At 74.5% G+C, this 23,326-nt stretch carries 19 protein-coding genes; 13 read left to right on the plus strand and 6 right to left on the minus strand.

Annotation, left to right across the window (positions count from 1 at the left end; all coding sequences use genetic code 11):
* The first annotated feature begins 375 nt into the window (after positions 1-375).
* The 6 genes from DDQ41_RS04575 (at position 376) to DDQ41_RS04600 (ending at position 7,649) form a co-directional block, all read left to right on the plus strand.
* On the plus strand, positions 376-1,635 hold the full coding sequence (locus DDQ41_RS04575; protein WP_109293320.1) for a prenyltransferase/squalene oxidase repeat-containing protein: 1,260 nt from the start codon (positions 376-378) through the stop codon (positions 1,633-1,635).
* Positions 1,632-2,450 carry an SCO2322 family protein gene (locus DDQ41_RS04580; protein ID WP_109293321.1) on the plus strand — a complete coding sequence of 273 codons (819 nt, stop codon included), beginning with the start codon at positions 1,632-1,634 and terminating at the stop codon, positions 2,448-2,450. Before DDQ41_RS04575 ends, DDQ41_RS04580 begins: the two co-directional genes overlap by 4 nt.
* Entirely contained in the window at positions 2,447-3,820 is a 1,374-nt protein-coding gene (locus DDQ41_RS04585; protein WP_109293322.1) for a cobalt ABC transporter permease, read from the plus strand. Before DDQ41_RS04580 ends, DDQ41_RS04585 begins: the two co-directional genes overlap by 4 nt.
* Positions 3,817-5,904, plus strand: coding sequence for an ABC transporter ATP-binding protein (locus DDQ41_RS04590; protein ID WP_109293323.1), 2,088 nt, complete (start codon positions 3,817-3,819; stop codon positions 5,902-5,904). The genes DDQ41_RS04585 and DDQ41_RS04590 overlap by 4 nt, the downstream gene beginning before the upstream one ends.
* Positions 5,901-6,947, plus strand: coding sequence for an ECF transporter S component (locus tag DDQ41_RS04595; RefSeq protein ID WP_394342124.1), 1,047 nt, complete (start codon positions 5,901-5,903; stop codon positions 6,945-6,947). The genes DDQ41_RS04590 and DDQ41_RS04595 overlap by 4 nt, the downstream gene beginning before the upstream one ends.
* A gap of 300 nt (positions 6,948-7,247) precedes the next feature.
* Positions 7,248-7,649 carry an aggregation-promoting factor C-terminal-like domain-containing protein gene (locus DDQ41_RS04600; protein ID WP_109293324.1) on the plus strand — a complete coding sequence of 134 codons (402 nt, stop codon included), beginning with the start codon at positions 7,248-7,250 and terminating at the stop codon, positions 7,647-7,649.
* 343 nt (positions 7,650-7,992) lie between these two features.
* Here the strand turns inward: DDQ41_RS04600 and DDQ41_RS04605 are convergent, their stop codons facing one another.
* Positions 7,993-9,162, minus strand: a complete 1,170-nt coding sequence (locus DDQ41_RS04605) for a steroid 3-ketoacyl-CoA thiolase (protein ID WP_109293325.1) — start codon at positions 9,160-9,162, stop codon at positions 7,993-7,995.
* A gap of 261 nt (positions 9,163-9,423) precedes the next feature.
* On the opposite strand from DDQ41_RS04605, the gene DDQ41_RS04610 reads away from it, so the two are divergent.
* The gene (locus tag DDQ41_RS04610; RefSeq protein ID WP_109293326.1) at positions 9,424-10,689 is read left to right on the plus strand and encodes a cytochrome P450; all 1,266 of its coding nucleotides are present in this window, start codon (positions 9,424-9,426) and stop codon (positions 10,687-10,689) included.
* A 236-nt stretch (positions 10,690-10,925) separates the two neighbouring features.
* Positions 10,926-12,158 (plus strand): serine hydrolase domain-containing protein, encoded by a 1,233-nt coding sequence (locus DDQ41_RS04615; RefSeq protein ID WP_109293327.1) that lies wholly within the window; start codon positions 10,926-10,928, stop codon positions 12,156-12,158.
* A 164-nt stretch (positions 12,159-12,322) separates the two neighbouring features.
* Here the strand turns inward: DDQ41_RS04615 and DDQ41_RS04620 are convergent, their stop codons facing one another.
* Positions 12,323-12,658 carry a DUF397 domain-containing protein gene (locus DDQ41_RS04620; protein WP_109293328.1) on the minus strand — a complete coding sequence of 112 codons (336 nt, stop codon included), beginning with the start codon at positions 12,656-12,658 and terminating at the stop codon, positions 12,323-12,325.
* Positions 12,639-13,466: a helix-turn-helix domain-containing protein gene (locus tag DDQ41_RS04625; RefSeq protein WP_109293329.1), complete on the minus strand. Its 828-nt coding sequence runs from the start codon at positions 13,464-13,466 to the stop codon at positions 12,639-12,641. Before DDQ41_RS04625 ends, DDQ41_RS04620 begins: the two co-directional genes overlap by 20 nt.
* A gap of 92 nt (positions 13,467-13,558) precedes the next feature.
* Here DDQ41_RS04625 and DDQ41_RS04630 point away from each other — a divergent pair, with 92 nt between their 5' ends.
* The 3 genes from DDQ41_RS04630 (at position 13,559) to DDQ41_RS04640 (ending at position 15,586) form a co-directional block, all read left to right on the plus strand.
* Complete coding sequence (locus DDQ41_RS04630; protein ID WP_109293330.1) at positions 13,559-14,044, plus strand: ATP-binding protein; 486 nt, start codon at positions 13,559-13,561, stop codon at positions 14,042-14,044.
* A 369-nt stretch (positions 14,045-14,413) separates the two neighbouring features.
* Positions 14,414-15,082, plus strand: a complete 669-nt coding sequence (locus DDQ41_RS04635) for an O-methyltransferase (RefSeq protein ID WP_109293331.1) — start codon at positions 14,414-14,416, stop codon at positions 15,080-15,082.
* Positions 15,083-15,214: 132 nt separating this feature from the next.
* Entirely contained in the window at positions 15,215-15,586 is a 372-nt protein-coding gene (locus DDQ41_RS04640; protein ID WP_167450235.1) for an antibiotic biosynthesis monooxygenase family protein, read from the plus strand.
* 180 nt (positions 15,587-15,766) lie between these two features.
* Here DDQ41_RS04640 and DDQ41_RS04645 read toward each other — a convergent pair whose 3' ends face one another.
* Both DDQ41_RS04645 and gdhA read right to left on the minus strand, forming a co-directional pair.
* The gene (locus DDQ41_RS04645) at positions 15,767-16,918 is read right to left on the minus strand and encodes a serpin family protein (protein ID WP_262508354.1); all 1,152 of its coding nucleotides are present in this window, start codon (positions 16,916-16,918) and stop codon (positions 15,767-15,769) included.
* Between the two features lie 218 nt (positions 16,919-17,136).
* Positions 17,137-18,498 carry an NADP-specific glutamate dehydrogenase gene (gene gdhA, locus DDQ41_RS04650; protein WP_109293333.1) on the minus strand — a complete coding sequence of 454 codons (1,362 nt, stop codon included), beginning with the start codon at positions 18,496-18,498 and terminating at the stop codon, positions 17,137-17,139.
* 402 nt (positions 18,499-18,900) lie between these two features.
* Here gdhA and DDQ41_RS04655 point away from each other — a divergent pair, with 402 nt between their 5' ends.
* On the plus strand, positions 18,901-19,407 hold the full coding sequence (locus tag DDQ41_RS04655) for a GNAT family N-acetyltransferase (protein WP_174720257.1): 507 nt from the start codon (positions 18,901-18,903) through the stop codon (positions 19,405-19,407).
* Positions 19,408-19,670: 263 nt separating this feature from the next.
* Here the strand turns inward: DDQ41_RS04655 and DDQ41_RS04665 are convergent, their stop codons facing one another.
* The gene (locus tag DDQ41_RS04665; RefSeq protein ID WP_262508640.1) at positions 19,671-21,749 is read right to left on the minus strand and encodes an MDR family MFS transporter; all 2,079 of its coding nucleotides are present in this window, start codon (positions 21,747-21,749) and stop codon (positions 19,671-19,673) included.
* Between the two features lie 148 nt (positions 21,750-21,897).
* Between DDQ41_RS04665 and DDQ41_RS04670 the strand changes: the two genes are divergently transcribed.
* The gene (locus DDQ41_RS04670) at positions 21,898-23,055 is read left to right on the plus strand and encodes a peptidoglycan-binding domain-containing protein (protein ID WP_109293335.1); all 1,158 of its coding nucleotides are present in this window, start codon (positions 21,898-21,900) and stop codon (positions 23,053-23,055) included.
* Positions 23,056-23,326: the final 271 nt, after the last annotated feature.

Here is a 23,326-nt window from a genome sequence, read left to right on the forward strand (position 1 = left end):
CCCGGCCCGCCCCCGCCCCCGCCCCAATCGCGCCCCGGCACGGGCCTGGGCGCACCCGTCGGCGACGCCGGTCCCACACGGTCCCTCCCCGGGCGCTCCCCGCCCGGCGCCCGTCCCGAGGGGCCGGGGTGACGGGCCGGTAGAGTGTGCGAGTCGTCATCACACCCGTACGGGGGAAAGCCGGCGCGATTCCGGCACTGACCCGCAACCGTGAGCCGCCCTGGTGGGCGGTGAGTCGGAACGCCCCGTGCCGGCGGTGACCGGCTCGTGCCGTCGGGACCGCCCGGTGGCAGGCACCGTCGAGGAATACGGAGCCGGAGCCCGGTGCCTCAGGGTGCCCGTGCCCGGCTCCCCGCAGGAGAGGCCCAGCCCGCCATGCCCGTACGCCGCAGCGCAGCCGCGCTCACCGCCGCCTCCGCCGTGCTCGCCGTGGCCGCTGCCCCGGCGGCGACGGCCGCCCCCACGCCCTCCCCCTCGGCCGCGCTCCCGGCCGGGCTGTACGGCACGAACGACCCCGCGTACGACGGTGTCTGGCGGCAGTCGCTGGCACTGCTCGCCCAGGACGTCGTCAAGACCGTGCCGGCGGAGCAGGCCGTCGGCTGGCTGGCCGGCCAGCAGTGCGACAACGGCGGCTTCGCGTCCTACCGCGCCGACGTGTCCAGGCCGTGCGACGCCAAGACGATGCTGGACACCAACGCCACCGCCGCCGCGGTGCAGGCCCTGCACGCCCTCGGCGGCCACCGGGGCGCCGTGGACAAGGGCCTCGGATGGCTGAAGTCCGTGCAGAACGAGGACGGCGGCTGGAGCTACAACCCCGGCATGCCCTCCGACGCGAACTCCACCTCCGTCGTGATCGGCGCGTTCGCCGCGGCCGAGGCGCGCCCCGGCGAGGTGAGGTCGAAGAGCGGCAAGGGCCCGTTCGACGCGCTCGTGACGTTCGCCGTGCCGTGCTCGGACCCGTCGGGCGGCGGCGCGTTCGCGTACCAGCCGGACAAGGCCGGCAAGCTCCTCGCGAACGGCGACGCCACGGCGGCCGCCGTGCTCGCCGGGCTGGGCCGCGGCCTGGTCGTCTCCGGCGCCGAGCCGGACGGATCCCCCGCCACCTGCCAGGCACCGGCGAAGGCCACCGCCGAGCAGTCGGCCCGCAACGGCGCCGCCTACCTGGCCGGGGCGCTGGCGAAGACCGGGCACCTGGACTCGCCGCCGATGCCGGGCGCCGACGACCCGGCCCCGCAGCCGGACTTCGGCAACACCGCGGACGCGGTCGTCGCACTCTCCGCCGCCGGACACGGCGACAAGGCGGACAGGTCGGTCGAGTGGCTGGCGGAGAACTCCGCCGGGTGGGCGAAGGACGGTGGCCCCGCCGCGTACGCGCAGCTGATCCTCGCCGCGCACGCCCACGGCGACGACCCGAGGGACTTCGGCGGCGCCGACCTCGTACGGCAGCTGAACGCGACCGGTCCCGCGCCGGTCTCCACCACCGCGCCGCCGGCCCCGAAGGCGCAGCGCGACGCGGCCGAGGAGGACAAGGGCGGCGACAGCGCCGGGATCTGGTGGATGGTCGGGGCCGGTGTCGCCGCGGGTGCCGGCATCGGGATCCTGCTCAGCGGCCGCAGGAAGAACAGGCAGCGGTGATAGGCGGGCGACTGACCGCGCTGGTCGTCGCGCTCGGCGCCGTTCTCGCGGCGCCGGGGGTGACGGGGCAGGCGCAGGCCGCCGGTTACCGCTACTGGTCGTTCTGGCAGACCGGCGGGAGCGGCTGGGCCTACGCCACCCAGGGGCCGGCGACGGCGCGGCCCGCCGACGGCACGGTGGACGGCTACCGGTTCTCCGTCAGCGCCGACTCCCAGGACGCTTCGAAGCCGCGGAGCGCTCCGTCCTTTCCCGAGCTGTGCGCGGACACGCCTGCGAGACCCGGCGCCAAGCGGGTCGGCGTCGTGATCGACTTCGGTACCGGAGCGGACGCCCCGGCCGGGGAGAAGCCCCCGTCGGCGCAGGCCTCCGGCTGCGCCTCCCTCCCGGCGGACGCGACCAGCGCGGAGGCCCTCGCTGCGGTGGCGGGGCCCCTCCGCTACGACTCGGCCGCGCTGCTGTGCGCGATCTCCGGCTACCCGGCGACCGGGTGCGGCGAGCAGGTGTCGGCCGGAGAGCGGGCGTCCGCGGAGCCGGGCGCGTCCTCGCCGTCGGCCGGGCAGGGGCCCGAGGGAGGGTCCGGGGCAGGAGCAGACGAAGCAGGAGCCGACGAGGCGGGAGCGACCGGGGCAGGAGCCGACGGGGCAGGAGCGGCCGCCGGGAAGGACACCGGAGAGGACACCGGGGAGGACACCGGGGAGGGGGCCACGGCGGCCGAGGGCGCCGAAGAGGGCCCCTCGCTGGGGCTCTTCGCGGGCGTCGCGGCCGTCCTCGCGCTGGGCGGGGCGGCGTTCTGGCAGTCCCGCCGCCGCGGATGAGCCGCCCACCCCTGCCCGCACCGGCCGGCGGGGCCGCCCGGCCGCACGGAGCGCGGCGCCCCGGCCGGCTGCTCGGCGGTGTCCCGTGCCCCGCTCCGGCCGGCCGCGCGCGGGGCGCGGAGGGCGGCGACGGCGGTGGGGGCGGTGCAGAGGAACCGGCCGGCCGCGCGCGGGGCGCGGAGACGGAGCCCGGGACCGGGGCGGGTTCCACGTCCACGGGCGGACGCCGGGGGTACCGCCGGCCGACGGCGGAGCGCCCGCCACCTGGCGGTTCGCTCCGTGCGCCCGGCGCCGACCGGAGCAACGCCCTGCACGCCGGGGCCTGGTGGGTCTGGGCACTGGGCCTCGCCACCGCCGCTTCGCGGACGACCAATCCACTGCTGCTCGGACTGCTGGTGGGCGTCGCCGGGTATGTCGTGGCGGCCCGGCGCACCGATTCCCCCTGGGCGCGTTCGTACGGCGCCTTCGTCAAGCTCGGCCTCGCCGTGGTGGCCGTCCGGCTGGTGTTCTCCACCGTCCTCGGCTCGCCGATCCCCGGGACCCATGTCCTGGTCACCCTGCCCGAGGCGCCGCTGCCCGACTGGGCGCAGGGCGTCAGGATCGGCGGCCGCGTCACGCTGGAGCAGACGCTCTTCGCGCTGTACGACGGGGCGAAGCTGGCGACCCTGCTGATCTGCCTCGGCGCGGCGAACGCGCTCGCCAACCCGGCCCGGCTGCTGAAGTCCCTCCCCGGTGCGCTGTACGAGGCGGGGGTCGCGGTCGTCGTCGCCATGACGTTCGCGCCGAACATGGTCGCCGACGTGCTGCGGCTCCGAGCCGCGCGGAGGCTGCGGGGCCGTCCGGCCGGCGGGGTGCGGGCCGTCCTGCAGATCGGCGTGCCGGTCCTGGAGGGGGCGCTTGAGCGTTCGGTCGCGGTCGCCGCGTCCATGGACGCGCGCGGGTACGGCCGTACCGCGCGGGTGCCGCCCGCCGTCCGGCACACCACCACCGCCCTGGTGCTCGGCGGGCTGCTCGGGGTGTGCGCCGGTTCGTACGGGCTGCTCGCCGCGGAGGGCGCGGGCTACGGACTGCCCGTGCTCCTGGGCGGGTTCGCGGCCGCGCTCGGCGGGCTGTGGCTCGGCGGCCGGCGCCAGCTGCGCACCCGGTACCGCCCCGACCGGTGGGGGCCGCGGGCCTGGCTGGTGGCGGGGTCCGGTGCCGCCGTCGCGGCGCTGATGATCCGCGCCGAGACGTACGCGCCCGGCGCGCTGCATCCCGGTGTCGTACCGCTGACCGTGCCCGCCCTGCCCCTGTGGCCCGCGGTGGCGGTGCTGCTGGGCCTGCTGCCCGCGTTCGCGGCGCCCGTACCGCCGAAGGAGCCCTCCTCATGATCCGCTTCGAGAACGTCTCGGTGACGTACGGCGGCGCCGGAGCGGCGCCGACGGTCGCCGGGGTGGACCTCACCGTCCCCGAGGGCGAACTCGTCCTGCTGGTCGGGCCCTCGGGGGTCGGCAAGTCGACCCTGCTGGGGGCGGTCTCCGGGCTGGTTCCGCACTTCACCGGCGGCACGCTGCGGGGCCGGGTGACCGTCGACGGTCGCGACACCCGCACCCACCGGCCGCGTGAACTCGCCGACCTCGTCGGCACGGTGGGCCAGGATCCGCTCGCGCACTTCGTCACCGACACGGTCGAGGACGAACTGGCCTACGGCATGGAGTCACTGGGGCTGGCGCCGGCGGTGATGCGCCGGCGGGTGGAGGAGACGCTCGACCTGCTGGGGCTCGCGGAGCTGCGCGACCGCCCCCTCGCGACGCTCTCGGGCGGCCAGCGGCAGCGGGTCGCCATCGGGTCCGTGCTGACCCCCCACCCGAAGGTGCTGGTCCTCGACGAGCCGACCTCGGCGCTCGACCCGGCCGCGGCGGAGGAGGTGCTGGCGGTACTCCAGCGGCTCGTACACGACCTCGGGACGACGGTGCTGATGGCCGAGCACCGGCTGGAGCGGGTGGTGCAGTACGCGGACCGGGTCGTCCTGCTGCCCGCGCCCGGTGAACCCCCGGTGGCGGGCGCCCCCGCCGACATCATGGCGTTCTCCCCGGTCCGCCCCCCGGTCGTCGCCCTCGGGCGCCTCGCCGGCTGGTCGCCCCTCCCCCTCTCCGTCCGCGACGCCCGCCGCCGCGCCGGGGACCTGCGCGTCAGGCTGGCGGGCTCGGCCCCGGGGACCGCGCGGCGCACCGGCCCGGCCGTGCACCCCGGGGACGCCCCGTCGTGCGCTCCCTCCGCGCGGGACGGCAGCGGGACGCCGGCCGCCCCGTCCGCGCCCGCGCCCCCGTCCGCGCCCCCCTCCCCGTCCGCGCCCGGGATCGCCTCCGTACCGGCCCCCGCCCCCGCTTCCGTCCCGGCCTCCACCCCGGCCTCCACCCCGGTCGGCACGGGAACGACCGGCACGGGAACGACCGGCACAGGGGCGACCGGCACAGGGGCGACCCGCACGGGGGCGACCCGCACGGACGCGAGCCCCACCGGCACCGACGGGCTCGGCACCGCAGCGCCGGGCACGACGGGCACGACGGGCACCGCTGCTCCCCGACCGGCCTCCCCCGCCCCGGCCCCGGCCCCCCGCGGACGGCGGGCCCCGGGGAAGCGAGGGCTGGGCGCCCTGCTCCCGTGGGCCGGGCGACGGCGGCCGGCGCGGGACGAAGCACCCGACGAGGAGACGCACGACCCCGCCGTACTCGCGGACGCGGCCCGGCTCGCGGTGCGGCACGGGCGGGTCGAGGCGCTGCGCCGGGTCGACCTGGCGATCGGGCCGGGGGAGACCGTCGCGCTCATGGGCCGCAACGGCGCCGGGAAGTCGACGCTGCTGGGCAGCCTCGTCGGGCTGGTCGAGCCCGCCTCCGGGACGGTCCGGGTCGGCGGGCGCACCCCCCACCGCACGCCGCCCGCGGAGCTGGTACGAAGGGTCGCGCTGGTCCCGCAGGAGCCCCGGGACCTGCTGTACGCGGACACGGTCGGGGCCGAGTGCGCCGCCGCGGACGCGGACGCCGGGGCCGCGCCCGGGACCTGCCGGGAACTCGTCTCGGCGCTGCTCCCGGGAGTGGCGGACGCCACGCATCCCCGCGATCTGTCCGAAGGGCAGCGGCTGGCGCTCGCCCTGGCGATCGTGCTGACCGCCCGCCCGCCGCTGCTCCTGCTCGACGAGCCGACCCGCGGACTCGACTACGCGGCGAAGTCGCGGCTCGTCACCCTGCTGCGCGGCCTGGCGGCGGAGGGCCACGGAATCGTGCTCGCCACCCATGATGTGGAACTCGCGGCCGAGATCGCGGACCGTGTGGTGATCCTCGCGGGCGGGGAGGTCGTCGCGGACGGCCCGACGGCCGACGTGGTCGTCTCCTCCCCCGCCTTCGCCCCGCAGATCGCCAAGGTCCTCGCCCCGGAGCCGTGGCTCACCGTCGCCCAGGTGGAGGCCGCCCTGTGAGCCCCGCCGACACCGGCGGCCGTCCGGGCAGCCGTGACACCCACGGCCGCCGGGCCCCGCACGACCACCGCGGTCCCCACGACCCTGACGACCACGACGGCCCTCGTGACCACCACGACCACCGCCCCCCTGACGACCACCACAACCCTCGTGACCACCACGACCACCGCCCCCCTGACGACCACCACGACCCTCGTGACCACCGCGGCCCTCTCGGGAAGACGGCCCGTCCCGTCCGGCTCGGCCCGCGGGCCGTCACCGCGCTCGCCCTGGTCAGCGCGATCGGCGTCGTCGCCTTCTGCTGGCCGCTGCTCGCCGACGCGGACTCCGCCGTCACCGGCCACGCACAGGACGCCCCCTGGCTGTTCGCCGCGCTGCTGCCGCTGCTCGTCGGTGTGGTGGTCGCCACCATCGCCGACGGGGGGATGGACGCCAAGGCCGTCGCCATGCTCGGCGTGCTCGCCGCGGCCGGTGCCGCGCTGCGGCCGCTCGGCGCGGGCACGGCGGGTCTGGAGCCGATGTTCTTCCTGATGGTGCTGAGCGGCCGGGTTCTGGGGCCCGGCTTCGGATTCGTCCTCGGCTCGGTGACGATGTTCGCGTCCGCGCTGCTCACGGGCGGGGTCGGGCCGTGGATGCCGTTCCAGATGCTCGCCATGGGCTGGTTCACGATGGGTGCGGGTCTGCTGCCGGGTGCCGACCGCCTCAGAGGCCGCGCGGAGCTGCTGATGCTCGCCGGGTACGGTTGCGCGGCGGCGTTCGCGTACGGCACGGTCATGAACCTCTACGGCTGGACGATCGTTCCGGGCCTCGCCTCGGGTGTCTCCTTCCAGGCGGGCGCCCCGGTCGCCGAGAACCTGGTCCGCTTCGGCGCGTATGTGCTCGCCACCTCCCTGGGCTGGGACCTGGGCCGTGCGGCCCTCACCGTCGTCCTGACCCTCGCTGCCGGTCCGACGCTGCTGAGGGCGCTCCGGAGGGCGACGAGACGGGCCGCGTTCGAGGCGCAGATCACGTTCGAGGCGGCCGGAACCACCACCGGGAGGTGAGGCGGCCCACAGGACCTTGGTCCCGGAACTATCGGCCCTCGTAGCCGTCGTCCGAGGAAGCCGGCTCCCGGGTCACCCCTCCCCATCTGCACATAAACCACATATGTCCAGTTTGGGACTCAAGACCCCTAATGCCCCCTTCACGTCGTATCCACGGCGTGAGCCCGGTCACGGCACGGGGCCCTCGGGGCTCGCTACAACTGTTCCCGTCGCACGGCGCAGCAGGGCCTGGAGCCCGGCACACGAGCCCGGCTCGGCCCGCCCCGCGCGACCCGGAGTCCCCGAACGTTAGGTAAGCCCTTGTCCCGCTCGCTGATCACCCGCGCCTCCACCCGCAGCAAGTCCCTCGCCGCCGGTACCGCCGTGCTTCTGGGTGCGGCCGGCGCGGTCATGGGGACGGCGTCGACGGCCTCGGCCGCGGCGCCGCAGGAGGTCGCGAAGCAGATGATGCCCGCCGCCCAGTTCCAGTGCTTCGACAAGATCGTCTCGAAGGAGTCGAACTGGAACCCCACGGCCACCAACGCCTCCTCCGGCGCCTACGGACTGGTCCAGGCCCTGCCCGGCGGCAAGATGGCCTCGGCCGGCGCCGACTGGAAGACCAACCCCGAAACCCAGATCAAGTGGGGCCTGGACTACATGAAGGAGCGCTACGGCAGCCCGTGCGGCGCCTGGAGCTTCTGGCAGGCCAACCACTGGTACTGAGCCCATCCGGACGGCGGACGACGGACGACGGACCGCCGCGCACAGCGGCCCCGGGCCCCGTGCCGACGCACCGTGCGCCGGCCCGGGGCCTTCGCCGTGGCGGGAGACCGGCGCCGCCGCGCGCGGACCGCCGCGCAGCCACCCGACCATCGTCCCGGGCCGCCGCTACTCCGCCCCCGAGCCACCCGACCCGGCCCAGCCCGGCCCGGCCCGGCCCGGGGCCTCTCCCGCTCCACCGCCACAGCCCTCCGGGCACCGCCCCGGACCACCACCCGGGCCTCTCCCGCTCCACCGCCCCGAACCGCCCGACGGGCCCGCCCGGGTGCCGAAGACGAACGGCGGCTCACAGCCGCTGAAGGATCGTCCCCGTCGCCAGCGCCCCGCCCGCACACATCGTCACCAGCGCGAACTCCTTGTCCGTCCGCTCCAGTTCGTGCAGCGCGGTCGTGATCAGCCGGGCGCCCGTCGCGCCCACGGGGTGGCCGAGGGCGATGGCCCCGCCGTTGACGTTGACCTTCGCCAGGTCCTGGTCGAAGACCTGCGCCCAGCTCAGCACGACGGAGGCGAACGCCTCGTTGACCTCCACGAGGTCGATGTCCCTGAGCGACATCCCGGCCTTCCCCAGCACCGTCCGTGTCGCGTCGATCGGCCCGTCGAGGTGGAAGTGCGGGTCCGCCCCGACGAGGGCCTGCGCCACGATCCGGGCGCGCGGCTTCAGCTTCAGCGCCCGCGCCATGCGCTTGGACGCCCACATGATGGCCGCCGCGCCGTCGGAGATCTGCGAGGAGTTCCCGGCGGTGTGGACCGCGGTCGGCATGACCGGCTTCAGCCCGCCCAGCGCCTCCATCGAGGTGTCCCGCAGTCCCTCGTCGCGGTCGACGAGCCGCCACATGCCCTGGCCCGCGTACTGCTCCTCCTCGGTCGTGGGCACCTGGACGGCGAACGTCTCGCGCTTGAAGCGCTCCTCGGCCCAGGCCGCCGCCGCCCGCTCCTGGGAGATGAGGCCGAGCGAGTCGACGTCCTCGCGGCCGAGTCCGCGGTGGCGCGCGATGCGCTCGGCGGCCTGGAACTGGTTGGGCAGGTCGACGTTCCACTCGTCCGGCCACGGCTTGCCCGGGCCGTGTTTGGAGCCGCTGCCCAGCGGCACCCGCGACATGGCCTCGACACCGCAGCTGATGCCCACGTCGATGACACCGGCGGCGATCATGTTGGCGGTCATGTGCGCGGCCTGCTGCGAGGAGCCGCACTGGCAGTCGACGGTCGTCGCGGCGGTCTCGCAGGGCAGCCCCATGGCGAGCCAGGCGTTGCGCGCCGGGTTCATCGACTGCTCACCGGCGTGGGTGACGGTGCCGCCGACGATCTGCTCGACGCAGTCGGCCTGGATGCCGGTGCGGCCCAGCAGTTCGCGGTAGGTCTCGCCCAGCAGATAGGCGGGGTGCAGGTTGGCGAGCGCGCCACCGCGCTTGCCTATGGGTGTGCGTACGGCTTCGACGATGACGGGTTCCGCGGCCATGAGCCTGTCCTCTCCTCAGCACCGGTGCGGGGCGTCCCGGCACGCCGCACCCGAGAACCGCAAGAAGAACTAGTACGCGTTCTAGTTCCCTAGCAGTCTTATGAGGGTTACCCCAGGTATGCAAGGCTCGTGCAGGCAGGAGTTCGCGCCATGCGTCTTGCCAGTTGGAGAACCCGTCACTACCTTGCGAAAGATTCTGATGGGTCGTCAGAATCGCGCAGCCACCGCACAGCTGTCCAGCCGCGAGACCTGGAGTTGCCGATGTCCTGCCCCCATCTCCCCGAAGGGTTCGACGCCACCGACCCCGACCTGCTGGAGAGCCGCGTCCCCCACGCCGAGTTCGCCCGGCTGCGGCGGACGGCCCCCGTCTCGTGGTGCCCGCAGCCACGCGGCGCCACCGGCTTCGACGACGAGGGCTACTGGGCGGTCACCCGCCATGCGGACGTCAAGTACGTCTCCACCCGCCCCGAGCTGTACTCCTCCCGCGAGAACACCGCGATCATCCGCTTCAACGGGCACATCAGCCGCGACCAGATCGAGGCCCAGCGGTTGATCATGCTCAACATGGACCCGCCCGAGCACACCCGGGTCCGCCAGATAGTGCAGCGCGGCTTCACCCCGCGCGCCATACGCGGCCTGGAGTCGGCACTCCGCGACCGCGCCCGGCGGATCGTCGAGGAGGCGAGCAGGGACGGCGGCGCAGGCGGCGGCGCGGGCGGCGGCTTCGACTTCGACTTCGTCACCCGGATCGCCGTGGAACTCCCGCTCCAGGCCATCGCCGAACTCATCGGCGTACCGCAGGAGGACCGGGCCCGGATCTTCGACTGGTCGAACAAGATGGTGGCGTACGACGACCCGGAGTACGCGATCACCGAGGAGATCGGCGCCGAGGCCGCCACGGAAATCATCGGCTACTCCATGAACCTGGCCGCCGCGCGCAAGGAGTGCCCGGCCGGGGACATCGTCACCCGGCTCGTCGCGGCCGAGGACGAAGGCAACCTCTCCTCCGACGAGTTCGGCCTCTTCGTACTGCTGCTGGCGGTGGCGGGCAACGAGACGACCCGCAACGCGATCAGCAACGGCATGCACGCCCTCCTCACCCACCCCGACCAGTGGGAGCTGTACAAGCGGGAGCGCCCGGCGACCGCCGCCGACGAGATCGTCCGCTGGACCTCGCCCGTGGTCTCCTTCCAGCGGACCGCGACCCGGGACACCGAACTCGGCGGCCGGAACATCAGGAAGGGCGACAGGGTGGGGCTCTTCTACTCCTCCGCCAACCGCGACCCCGAGGTCTTCGAGAACCCCGAGGTCTTCGACATCACCCGCGACCCCAACCCGCACCTCGGCTTCGGCGGCGGGGGCCCGCACTTCTGCCTCGGCAAGTCGCTGGCCCTCAGGGAGATCGACCTCATCTTCGGCGCGATCGCCGACACCTTCCCGGACCTGCGCCTGGCCGGCGACCCGCGCAGGCTGCGCGGGTCCTGGCTCAACGGGATCAAGGAACTCCGGGTCAGCACCGGGGGATAGCCTGTCGACCCGCGCCCGGACGCGGAGGCTGCGGGGCCCTGCCACCGAGCCCGCCCCCGCCTCCCCGTCCGGGCGGGTCACACCCCGTTCGAGTCGCCGTCCGGTTGCGACGATCCTATGATCGAAGATCCCTGTAACGACCACTCGGCCGACCGTCCGGCCGGCCATGCGACCGGAGGACCGTTTCACCTCGTTCGACCGGAAACCGGACGACCGGAAACCAGAGGTGGCCGCGGATGATCCGTCTCAGAGTCGTGCCGGCGATCCTCGCCGCGCTGCTGCTGGTCGCCACGGGCCTGACCGGCGCGCAGGCGCACACCGCGCGCCAGGAATTCGATCCCGCCCTGGTGGAAGCCCTCGACAGGGCCGTCGAGGACACCATGCGGGAGGCCGGGATCCCCGGCGCGATCGTCGGCATCCGGATTCCCGGCCGCGGTACGTACGAGAAGGCGTTCGGCGTTGCCGACAAGTCGACCGGCGCGCCCATGAGGACCGATCTGCACATGCGGATCGGCAGCGTCACCAAGACCTTCACGGTCACCGGCCTGCTGCAACTGGTCGACCAGGGCCGGGTCGGGCTCGACGACCCGGTCGGGAGGTACGTCGAGGGCGTCCCGGCGGGCGACCGCATCACCCTGCGCCAACTGGCCGACATGCGCAGCGGTCTGTTCGACTACTCCGAGGACGAGGAGTGGCGGAAGTCCCTCCTGGCCGACCCCCAGCAGACGTTCGCCCCTCGGCAGCTCCTCGACTACGCGTTCGCGCACCCGCCGAACTTCCCACCGGGCAGCCGGTGGGAGTACAGCAACACCAACACCATCCTGCTGGGGCTGGTGATCGAGAAGGTCACCGGGCAGCGGCTCGAGGACTACCTCCGGCAGCGCGTCTACTCCCCGCTGCGGCTCGGGCAGACCTCGTTCCCGACGGACGACACGATGCCCGAGCCGTACGCCCACGGCTACACCGACTACACCGACTACACGAAGTCCGGCACCACCAAGGCCACTCCGTCCGGCGGCACGCTCGACGCCGCCGACTGGAACCCGTCCTGGGCCTGGGCGGCCGGCGCCATGATCTCCGACCTCGGCGACCTGAACACCTGGGTACCCGCCCTGGCCGACGGCCGGCTCCTCTCCCCCGCCACCCAGAAGGAGCGCCTGAAGTTCGGCCCGACGGGCGTTCCCGAGGTCGGGTACGGCCTCGGCATCATGCGGGTCGGCAACTGGATCGGCCACAACGGGGAACTTCCCGGCTATGAGACGCTCGCCGTGCGACTTCCCTCCCAGCGCGCCACGCTGGTGATCCTGGTCAACTCCGACACCGACCACCGCGGCCGGTCGCTGAGCACACTGCTCGGGCGCGCCGTCACCGAGGTGGTGACCCCGCGCAACGTGTTCGACCTGCCGACCGCGCCCCAGCCCGAGAAGACCAGCCCGCCGCCGTCCCCGACGGCGTCACCGACGCCCTAGCGTCCGGAAGTGCCGGCGGACGCGTCCGAGCCGCCTCCGGGAGCGCGCGGGCGGCCCCGCGGCACCGCCGGCACGGGGCGCGCGGCGGTCCCGGGGCGGCACCGACCGCACCGGTTCCGGGCGCGATGCCGACCCCGGCCTGGTGGGTGCCGGGGGCTGCGCCCTCAGAGCGTCCGCACGAAGGCGGCGAACACGCCGGCCGGGAAGTGCAGCACGTCCCCCGCCGGGACCTTGGAGTCGCGCACGGCTACGAGTTGCGGGGTCTCGGCGACCTCGACGCAGTCGCCGCCCTGGTCACTGCTGTGACGGGACGTGCGCCATACGGCGCCGCCGAGCGGGGCGCACGCGACGCAATCGCCGCCCTGGTCGCCGCTGTAGCTGGACGTACGCCACACGGCGCCGCCGAGCGGCAAGCACTCGACACACTCGCCGCCCTGGTCGCTGCTGTAGCTGGACGTGCGCCAGCGGGCACCGGTCGGATCAGAGCTGCTGCTCCCCATAGCGTTCCTCCATCGTGCGCCGGATGAGTTCCGTCGAGTCCGTGAGGGACAGGGCGGTGGCCTGGAGGTGATCGTAACGGAGTGAACAGTCCCCGACCGTGGCCGGGTTGGCCGTCGGATGGCCCTTCCCATATCCCTCGGGGTAGAGGATGGCCGGGTCGCTCCCAAAGCGGTAGACGGTGAACGAGCCTGTCAGTCCCGCGTGGGCCCCGGCCCGGAACGGCAGGATCTGGACGTTCACCCGGAGGTCGTCGGCGAAGGACAGCAGCCGCGCCAGTTGCTCCCGCATCACCGCGGGCCCGCCGATCGACTGGCGCAGGGCCGCCTCCCCCAGGATCGCCCAGAGCACCGGCGGCTCCTCCTTGCCGAGGATGCGCTGCCGCGCCAGCCGGACGGCCGTACGGTCGTCCAGATTCCCCCGGTCCACGGCCCCGAGCACCGCCCGCGCGTACGACGGCGACTGGAGCAGCCCGTGCACCATATGGGTCTGGAAGGTGCAGATCTCCGTCGCCCGCGCCTCCAACTCCGCCACCTGTTGGAACCACGCGGGCAACTGGCTGCGCAGCACCAGCCCCAGCAGCCGGGTCAGCAGCCCGTCCGTGCCCAGGGCCGCGTCCGTGCGCTCGCTGAACTCCTGCGTCGGCAGCTTCCGCGCCGTCTCGATCTGCCCCACCAGCGAGCCGGTGTAGTTGATGACGGCGCCCAGTTGCTTCTGGGTGAGCCCCGCCGCCTCGCGGTAGCGGCGGAGTTCGTAGCCGTAGTAGTCGAGCGGCGAGGCGCCCGGGTCGAGGACGTTGACATGCGTCACGGCGTGCTCCCTCGTACGCAACTCCGCCCACAGCCGGACGGGTTGTATTCAGGCCATGGCAGAGCGTAGCCGTCCGGCGCCACCCTCGCAGTGTGATCGACGACATCGCCCCCGCCCCGGGGCCCGCCTCCCAGTACGGCATGCGCTTCACCGTCGGGGACCACTCGGCCCGCCATGTGCGCCGCATCCTCCGCCACTACCTCGCCCTGTGGGGCCTGCCGGAACTGGCCGACGACGCGTCACTCGCCCTGACCGAACTGCTCGGCAACGTCCACGACCACGTCCCCGGCCGCCGCTGCGGGCTGCTCATCGAGCGCGGCCCGTCCGGCCTCCGGGTGGAGGTCAGGGACGAGTGCCCCGCGCTGCCCGTGCCGCGCCGGGCCGCACCCGGCGAGGAGTCGGGGCGGGGACTGGCGCTGCTGGACGCGGTGGTGCACAAGTGGGGCGTGTCGCGTACGGGCGGGCCCGGCAAGACCGTCTGGTTCGAGTGCCGCGCCCCGGGCGCGGGGCCCGGCGCCGGGCCGGGCATCGCGCCGCCGGCGCCCCTCGGAGCGCCGGCACCCGGACAGGCCCGCTGAGGTCCGGGAAGGGGCCCGTGCCGCGCCGCGGACAGGCACTCACGGACAGACGGTCGCGGACAGGCGGTCGCGGACAGGCACCCAGGGGCACGCGGCCGCGGACACGCGGCCGCCCGCTGACGGCCGCGGCCGAATGGCACGGTGGCCGCGGCCGAATGGCACGGTGGCCGCGGCGGGGGAAATGCCGGCCGGACGCGGCGATCCGCCCGGGAAGGCGCCGCATCGGTGCCGTCCCGCGCCCGACCGAGGCCCCGGCCGGGAGGCCCGGTTCCGTGTGTCGGAGGACCGTACGGCGCGGGGCGGTCGGGCGCCGGGGGCCGGGGGTCCGCGGTCCGGCCCGGGGGCCCGGACGTGGGATACGTTTCCCCTATGTCTGAACAGCAATGGAACGCCGTGGACGCCTACTTCACCGACCTGCTGGTTCCTGAGGACGACGCGCTGACGGCCGCGGTCGCCGCGAGCGACGCCGCCGGGATGCCGCAGATCGCCGTCGCACCCAATCAGGGGAAGCTGCTGCACCTGCTGGCCCTCACCCAGGGCGCGACGAGGATCCTCGAGATCGGCACGCTCGGGGGCTACAGCACCATCTGGCTCGGCCGGGCCCTGCCCGCCGACGGGCGGCTCGTCTCCCTCGAGTACGACGCCGAGCACGCGGACGTGGCCCGCGCCAACCTCACCCGCGCGGGGCTCGACAAGAACGTGGAGGTGCGGGTCGGCCCCGCGCTCGACAGCCTGGCCGCGCTGGAGTCCGAGGGCACGGCCCCGTTCGACTTCACCTTCATCGATGCCGACAAGGCCAACAACCCGCACTATGTGGAGTGGTCGGTGAAGCTGTCCCGCCCGGGCAGCGTCATCGTCGTGGACAACGTCGTACGAGACGGCTCGGTCCTCGACGCGACCAGCGAGGACCCCGCCGTCGTGGGCACCCGCCGGATGTTCGAGGTGGTCTCGGACCATCCGCGGCTCACGGCGACCGCCTTCCAGACGGTGGGCGCGCGGGGGTACGACGGCCTGCTGCTGGCCCGCGTCACGGGCTGAACGGGTCGGCGCCGCCGCGGGTGGGGGCACGACCCGTACGTGCCTCCGGGGCGGGTGCCCGGCAGGACGCGCGCCCGCCGCCCCGCCGGGTCGGGGCCGCGGGCGACTCGCGCCGCGCCTATCCTGCACCTCATGAGCGTCGTGAAGATCAATGTGCTGACCGTCCCCGCCGCGCAGCGGGAGTCCCTGGAGCAGCGGTTCGCCGCGCGAGCGGGGGCCGTGGAGTCCTCGGACGGCTTCGAGTGGTTCGAGCTGCTCCGCCCGCTGGAGGGCACCGACGACTACCTCGTCTACACCCGCTGGCGCAGCGAGGAGGACTTCCAGAACTGGATGTCCGGCCCGATGCAGGCCGCCCACCGGGGCGAGGGCGGCGGGAGCGGCGGGAGCGGCGGGAGCGGCGGGAGCGGCGGGAGCGGCGAAGGTGAACGCCCGAAGCCCGCGGCGACGGGTTCGACCCTGTGGTCCTTCGAGGTGGTCCAGCAGGCATCGCCGAAGCAGGGCTGACGCCGCGCGGTCGACCGCACCGGCCACCGGGAACGGGCGGCGGGAACGGGCGGCGGGAACGGGCGGCGGGAAGCGGCGCCGGGCGCGACGGCGGCAACGGCACCGACGGCCGGGAGGGCCGACGCCTCCAGGCTTCCACGGCGCTTCCACGGCGGCAGGGAGGGTCGGCCGGTGCGGTCGTCACTCCCCCGGCGCCGGGGCGCCCGCCGGGGCGGTCGACTGCCAGGCGGCGAAGAGCGGGAGCCGCCCGGAGGCGTCGAGTACGACGATGCCGAAGGGGCGGTCGTAGGCGAGCCGGAGGGCCCGGACGGGGCGGGGCGCGGCGCCCGCGCGGGTGAGGACCGCCGTCGCGGCCGCCGCCTCCACGCCGAGTTCCGCGATCCTGAGTACGGCCTGCTGGACGACCATCGAGATCGCCAGCGGCTCCGGTGACAGTCCGGAGAAGTCGGCGAGCGCGGTGGTGGCCCGACGTACGCCGAGAGCGGGCAGTCGGGGCGTCACGTCCGTCGTCGTCCGCAGGGCGAGGCGGGGCACGGCGAGGTCGACGGCCTCCGCGTCGACGGGTGCGCACTCCTCGCGGGGCGCCCAGGCGGCGGGCAGCACCTCCGCGGGACCGGCGCCCGGCGCCCCGAGGACGAGCCGGACCACCGCGCCCGAACCACCCTCGCAGCGCAGCCGGGCGATCCGCGCCGGGCCCGCGGTCCACGCGTCGCCGGGGGGCAGCCGCCGGTGCATCGTCGGCACCCGGTGCACGGTCCCCGAGGCGTCCGTGAACGGCGCGGGGACGGTCAGATGGCCGGGGAACGGCGTCTCCCAACGGGCTTTCAGAGCGAGGACGTTGACCAGGGCGAGGAGGGTGTCCGGGGGGACGGGGACAGGTAGCCCCCCGATCAGCCCGCCGGTCGCCTCCCTCACCCAGGCGTCGATGTCGTCCTGTCCGTCGCCGAGCCGGCCGAACCCGATACCGGGCAGTGCCTCGCGGTAGGCCCGGTGGACCGGGACACTGCTCCACACGCGGGTCGCGACGGCCAGCGCGTCCGTGCCGGCGAGTTCCAGCGCCGCCGAGGTGACGGCCGCGGCCGCGTCGTCGCCGGCCGCGCCGAGCAGGGCCCGGAGTTCCCCGGCGGTGCCGCCGCGTGCGCCCGCCGCCACGGCACCGAGCGCGAGCCACAGCCCGGCGGGCGAGCAGACGAAGTCGCCCTCCCCGGCGAACTCCCGCAACCACCGCTCGCCGACGGCCTGGACGGCTTCCGCGTGTCCGGGGTACGGGCCCGGCCGAAGCGGTGGCCCGGGGGCCGCGTCCACGCGTTCCGCCCTCGCCGTGTCGTCCACCGCAACCGCCCCCCGTCACCCGTGTCTTCCGCTGCCGGGTGCAGTGTGCCAGGGGGCGGCCGGGGTGTGTACCGAAGGCGCGGCTCACCGATGATGGACGACGAGGACGACGAGGACGACGAGAACAACGAGAACAACGACGAACGACAATGGACAATGGACAATGGACAATGGACAATGGACAACGGCGAACGGCGAACGGCGAGGAACGACGTGCGTCAGATCAGGCCCTGGGCGAGCATGGCGTCCGCCACGCGTTCGAAGCCGGCGATGTTGGCCCCCGCCACATAGTCGCCGGGCCGTCCGTAGCGGTCCGCCGTCTCGTACGCCGTGTCGTGGATGCTCCGCATGACCCGGGCCAGTTCCTCCTCGACGCGATGCGTGGGCCACAGGTCGCGGGCCGCGTTCTGCCGCATCTCCAGCGCGCTGGTGGCCACACCGCCCGCGTTCGCGGCCTTCCCCGGTCCGAAGGCGACACCGGCGTCGCGGAGGATGCGCACCGCCGCGGGGGTGGTGGGCATGTTCGCGCCCTCGGAGACGGCCTTGACGCCGTTGCGTACGAGGGCCGCGGCGTCGTCGGCGGTGAGTTCGTTCTGGGTCGCCGACGGGAGGGCCACATCGGTGGGCACCTCCCAGACGCTTCCGCCGGGCACGTACCGCGCGGACGCGCCGCGGCGGACCGCGTAGTCGCTCACCCGACCGCGCTCGGCCTCCTTGATCTCCTTGAGCAGCGGCAGGTCGATGCCCTTGTCGTCGACGACGTATCCGGCCGAGTCGGAGACGGTGCGCACATGCGCCCCCAGTGCCTGCGCCTTCTCGACGGTGTAGAGGGCCACGTTGCCCGACCCGGAGACGCTGACCTGCTGACCGGCGAGCTGCTCGCCGCGCACCCTCAGCATCTCGGCGGTGAAGAGCACGTTTCCGTAGCCGGTCGCTTCGGGGCGTACGTGCGAACCGCCCCACGAGGTGCCCTTGCCGGTCAGTACGCCCGCCTCCCAGCGGTTGGTGATGCGCCGGTACTGGCCGAAGAGGAAGCCGATCTCCCGGCCGCCGACACCGATGTCGCCGGCGGGCACGTCGGTGTGCTCACCGAGGTGCCGGTGCAGTTCCGTCATGAACGACTGGCAGAAGCGCATCACCTCGGCGTCGGAGCGGCCGCGCGGGTCGAAGTCGCTGCCGCCCTTGCCGGCCCCGATCCCCAGGCGCGTCAGGGCGTTCTTGAAGATCTGCTCGAAGGCGAGGAACTTCACGATCCCCAGGTTGACGGACGGGTGGAAGCGCAGACCGCCCTTGTAGGGGCCGAGGGCGCTGCTGAACTCCACCCGGAAGCCGCGGTTGACGTGGATCTCGCCGCGGTCGTCCTGCCACGGCACCCGGAAGATGAGCTGCCGCTCCGGCTCCGCCAGGCGCTCGACCACCTTGGCCTCGCGGAGTTCGGGCCGCCTGTCCAGCACCGGCCCCAGTGTCTCCAGCACTTCGTGTACGGCCTGGTGGAACTCGGGTTCACCGGGGTTGCGACGGCGGATGTCCGCTTCGAGATCGTCGAGGTTCGCGGAGGCGCTGGAGGAGATGGAGGGCATCGATCGGGTTCCTTCTCGTCGGCGGGACTGGTGCTGTGGGGTGCCGTGCCGGTGTGCCGTCGGCGTGGCGCCGGTGTGGGGCGCCCGCTGGCCGCGCGGCGCAGACGGTCAACGGCGCGGAGGCGACCTGGGACACGTACCCGCCGTTCCCGGGCGGGATTCGGCGTGTCCTGCGGCGGCCGCCGGGGGTCTGTCGTGCACGGGTACACATACGGACGCGGAGCCGAATATCGTCGATCATGGCGTCGTCGAGGATCCCGGCCGGCCGCGGTAAGGGCGGCGCGGGCGGCACGGTCTGCCGCACGCGGCGCCTGCCGGGTCGTACGGGGTGGACCGCCCCTCCCGCACGCGGGCCGGCAAACCGTTCGCGGTGCGCCGGGCCGGTCGGGTACAGCTGTCGGCATGACGCGATGGACCGTGCTCCCCGAGCGCTTCGACAGCCCTGACGCCACCGCCCTTCGGCGCGACTACTACGCCGATGTGGCCGGGAGCTACTGGCGGCGGCACATCGCCGACGCGGAGATCGACGAGGGTCTCGCGGACGACGATGCGGCGCTGCTCACCGCCCCCACCGGCGAGTTCGCCGTCGGACGGCATGGCGGGGAGGCGGCGGCCTGCGGCGGGGTGCTGCTGCTGGACGCCGAACGGGCCGAGCTGACCCGGGTGTTCGTGCGCCCCGCGTTCCGCGGTACCGGCGGCGGGGCGGCCCTGCTCACGGCGCTGGAGGACGCCGCCCGGCGGCTCGGGGCGCGGCGGATGGTGCTCAACACCCGGCTCGACCTGGTCGGGGCACGCACCCTCTACACACGGCACGGCTACCGGGAGATCCCCGCGTACTGCGAGGGACCGTACGTGGACGTCTGGTACGGGAGGGAGCTGGTGCACGGGGCGGATGGCGCGGCGGCCTGAGCCGCGCCCGCACCCGGCGGCCGCGGGCTGGGTCGGGGGCTGGGCCGGGGGCTGGGCCGGGGTCGGGGGCTGGGTCGGGGCCGGGGCCGGGGGCGGTGGCGGTGGCCCGAACGCGTTCCACGGGCAGGGAGTGCGGCTGTGTGCCCGGGCCGCTCCCGCACCCGGCGACCGCGGTCACACTCCCGCTCCCGGTCCCGGTCCCGGTCCCGGGGTCTCCGCCCGGCCCGGGGGCGCTCCGCGCGGCAGGCCGGGTTCCGGTGCCCTCAGTGCGAGGGGAAGCGCCAGGCCTGGTGGTCCCGGTGCGGTTCACCGCCGTCGGGGCGCTCCCCGTCGGAGCCGGACAGCTCGGCGGTCAGCTCCTTCACCAGTTGGACGAGGTCGGTGGGCCGGTCCGGTCCCCACCAGTCGCCCAGCAGCTCCGCGAGCGACTCCTCCCGTGCCGCGGACAGCTTCGCCGCCGCGTCCACGCCCGGATCGGTGAGCATCAGCGACAGGCCCTCCCGCCGGGCGAGCCCGCGCTCCTCCACCTCACGTGACGCGTCGGTGACGGCCTTGACCGGCACATGGGTCGCCTCGGCGAGCCTGGCCGGTTCAACCAGCCCGTGGCGCTTGATGCGCAGCAGGAGCCAGCCGGCCGCCGGGCTGAGGTCGAGCCCGGCCCTGGCGGTGATCTTGACGTAGACCTCCTTGCGGCCCTCGCGCGAGCCGAGGAGGGACAGCGCTCGGGCGCACTCGTCGTACGAGGAGCGCTGGGCCGGGTTGGGGGCGATGGTCTGGCTGGTCTCGGGCGCGGTGACGGAACCGCGCAGCGTGTCCTCCCGCAGGAGGAAGGCGAGGACGAAGCCGACGGCGACAACCGGGGCCGCGTACAGGAAGACGTCGGTGATGGAGGTCGAGAACGCCTCGACGACCACCGGGCGCAGCCCGGGGGGCAGCAGGGTGATCGCGCGTGAGTCGTCGGCGAGCTGCTCGGGGCTCGCTCCGGGCGGCAGGGTGCGGCCGGCGAGCGCTTCGCCGAGGAGTTCGCGCAGCCGTCCGGTGAAGAGCGTCCCGAAGAGCGCGACGCCGAACGAGGCGCCGATGGAGCGGAAGAAGGTGGCGCCGGACGTGGCGACGCCGAGGTCCTCGTATCCGACCGCGTTCTGCACCGCGAGCACCAGCACCTGCATGACCAGGCCGAGTCCGGAGCCGAAGACGAAGAAGTAGGCACCCACCTCCCAGGTCGGGGTCTCCGGCTCCAACTGGTGGAGCAGCAGGAGCCCGACGGCGGTCACTGCGGTGCCGGCCACGGGGAAGGCCTTCCAGCGGCCGGTACGGCTGGCGACCTGGCCGGACGCGGTCGAGGTGATCAGCAGTCCGATCACCATCGGGAGCATGTGGACGCCGGAGACGGTGGGGGTGACGCCCTGGACGACCTGGAGGAACATCGGCAGATAGGTCAGTGCGCCGAACATCGCGAACCCCACGATGAAGCTGATGGCGGAGACGACGGCGAAGGTGCGGTTCCGGAAGAGCTTCAGCGGCAGTACGGGCTCGGCCGCGCGGCGCTCGGTGCGGACGAAGGCGACGAGGAGCAGGGCACCGAGCACCAGCAGGGCGATGATCTGCGGCGAGCCCCAGGCCCAGGTGGTGCCGCCGAGCGAGGCGGCGAGGACCAGGCAGGTGGCGACGGCCGCGATGAGGCCCGTGCCCAGGTAGTCGATGGTGTGCCGGCTCTGCCGCACCGGTATGTGCAGCACGGCGGCGATCACGAAGAGCGCGACCACACCGATGGGCAGATTGACGTAGAACACCCAGCGCCAGCTGAGGTGCTGGGTGAACAGGCCGCCGAGCAGCGGCCCGAGCACACTGGTCGCCCCGAAGACGGCACCGAACAGCCCCTGGTAGCGGCCTCGTTCGCGCGGGGAGACGATGTCGCCGACGATCGCCATCGACAGCACGATGAGGCCGCCGCCGCCGAGTCCCTGGACGGCGCGGTAGGCGATGAGCTGCGGCATGTTCTGCGCGATGCCGCACAGCGCGGAGCCGATCAGGAAGATGACGATCGCCGTCTGGAAGAGCTTCTTGCGGCCGTACTGGTCACCGAGCTTGCCCCAGAGCGGAGTCGCCGCGGTGGAGGCGAGGATGTACGCGGTGACCACCCAGGACAGGTGCTCGAGGCCGCCGAACTCGCTCACGATCGTCGGCAGCGCGGTGGCCACGATCGTCTGGTCGAGCGCGGCGAGCAGCAGACCCAGCAGCAGCGCGCCGATCGCCACGAGGACGCTCCGGCGGTTGGGGCTCTCGCCGGGCCGGGGCGCCGTTCCGGGGCCGGAGGCCGGCGTGCCCGCTTCCCGCGCCATGCAGTAGCCCTCCGGTCCGCAGCGCACACGTCTGCTCCTCCCATCGTGGGCGTTTCGTACGGTTATGGCCCGCCGAGCGGAGGCATCCCGTCCGGGTGCTGGACAGGGGCTGCATAATCGCTGGCAGCGCGAGGGGAGGGAACCCACGATGACGGGACACGTCTGCCCCGGATGCGGCAGGCAGGACGGCACCGGCGGTGGATCCGGCGGTGGATCCGGCGGTGTCGGGAACTGCCGCTGCGGGCAGGGCGCGACGGCGGAGGGATTCGACCCGCTGAGAGTGAGGCCGTATGTGGCCCTGCCGGATCCGGCGGGCACTGCGGGCACGGCGGGCACGGCGGGCACGGCGGGCACGGCGGACACCACCCCGGCCGAGCCGCTGCCCGAGTTGCTGCCCGAGCCGCTGCCCGAGCCGCTGCCCGAGCTGACGCGGGTGCTGCCGCCGGGGGCCGGCGGCGCCGGGCCGAACACCGCAACCGGGCCGAACACCGCAGCCGGGCAGCAGGGTGTTCCCGAGGCACCGTCCGGCGCGTCGCGCACGCCACGGGACGGGGTTACGGACGACCACCGGCACGGACACGGCCTCGCGTACGACATGACCGGGGCGGGGCCGGGGCCCGCGCCCGGAGGCCGCCGGCGGGCACGCGGCCGGAACGGGCGGCACATGGCGGTGGCCGCCGGCGCCGTGGTGGCGGTGCTGCTGGCCACGGCCTACGCGAGCGGGCTGCTGACGACGGACGGCGGCGGGGACGACCGGGCACTGCCCGACGGCGAGACGACGGCCCCCTTCGTGTCGGCCGCGCCCGAGGCGCCCGAAGCGCCGCCGTCCGCCTCGCCGTCCCGGACGCGGAGCGCGTCGTCCTCCGCGCCGCCGTCACCCTCGGAGTCGGTCCCGGCCTCGGCACCGGCCCCGTCCGCCCCGGCCCCGTCCGCCACGGGCCTGTCGTCCCCGGCTCCGCTCGTCACAGGCCCGACGCCCACGCAGGCGACGGCCACCCCGACGGGCGCGACCCCGCCCGGCCCCTCCTCCCCCGACCCGGGGGTCACCCTGCGGCGCGGGGACGTCGGCCCCGAGGTCGTCGAGTTGCAGGAGCGCTTGGAGCAGGCCGGCTACTACCGCGGACGGGACGACGGCCGCTACAACCGCCGCGTCGAGAACGCGGTGGCGGCCTACCAGTACCGCAACGGCATCCAGGACGACCCCGAGGGCGTCTACGGCCCGGCGACCCGCCGCGCCCTGGAGGCCGAGACGCGCTATCCCGAGGACGGCCAGGGCCACGGCGACGGCGTCTGGGACGGACGCTGACGGCGAACACCGGGGCGAAGGCGACCGGGACAAACGCTGGCGGACGCTGACCGACGCTGATAAACGGTGGCGGACACCGCCGAGCACGGCGTCCCGCGGCGGGCGCCTACCGCGGCGACCGGGTCGGCACCCGGGGCCGCACCCGGGGCGGCGAACGCCGCGGGCGCCGCATGACGCGGGCGGCATGTGCGGCCCGGTCGCGTCCCGAGTCGCGCGGATGGCGTCGCGCGGATGGCGTCGCGCGGATGGCGTCGCGCCGGCGCCCGCGGCT

Origin of the sequence: Streptomyces spongiicola (assembly GCF_003122365.1) — a bacterium.
Taxonomy (GTDB): Bacteria; Actinomycetota; Actinomycetes; order Streptomycetales; family Streptomycetaceae; genus Streptomyces; species Streptomyces spongiicola.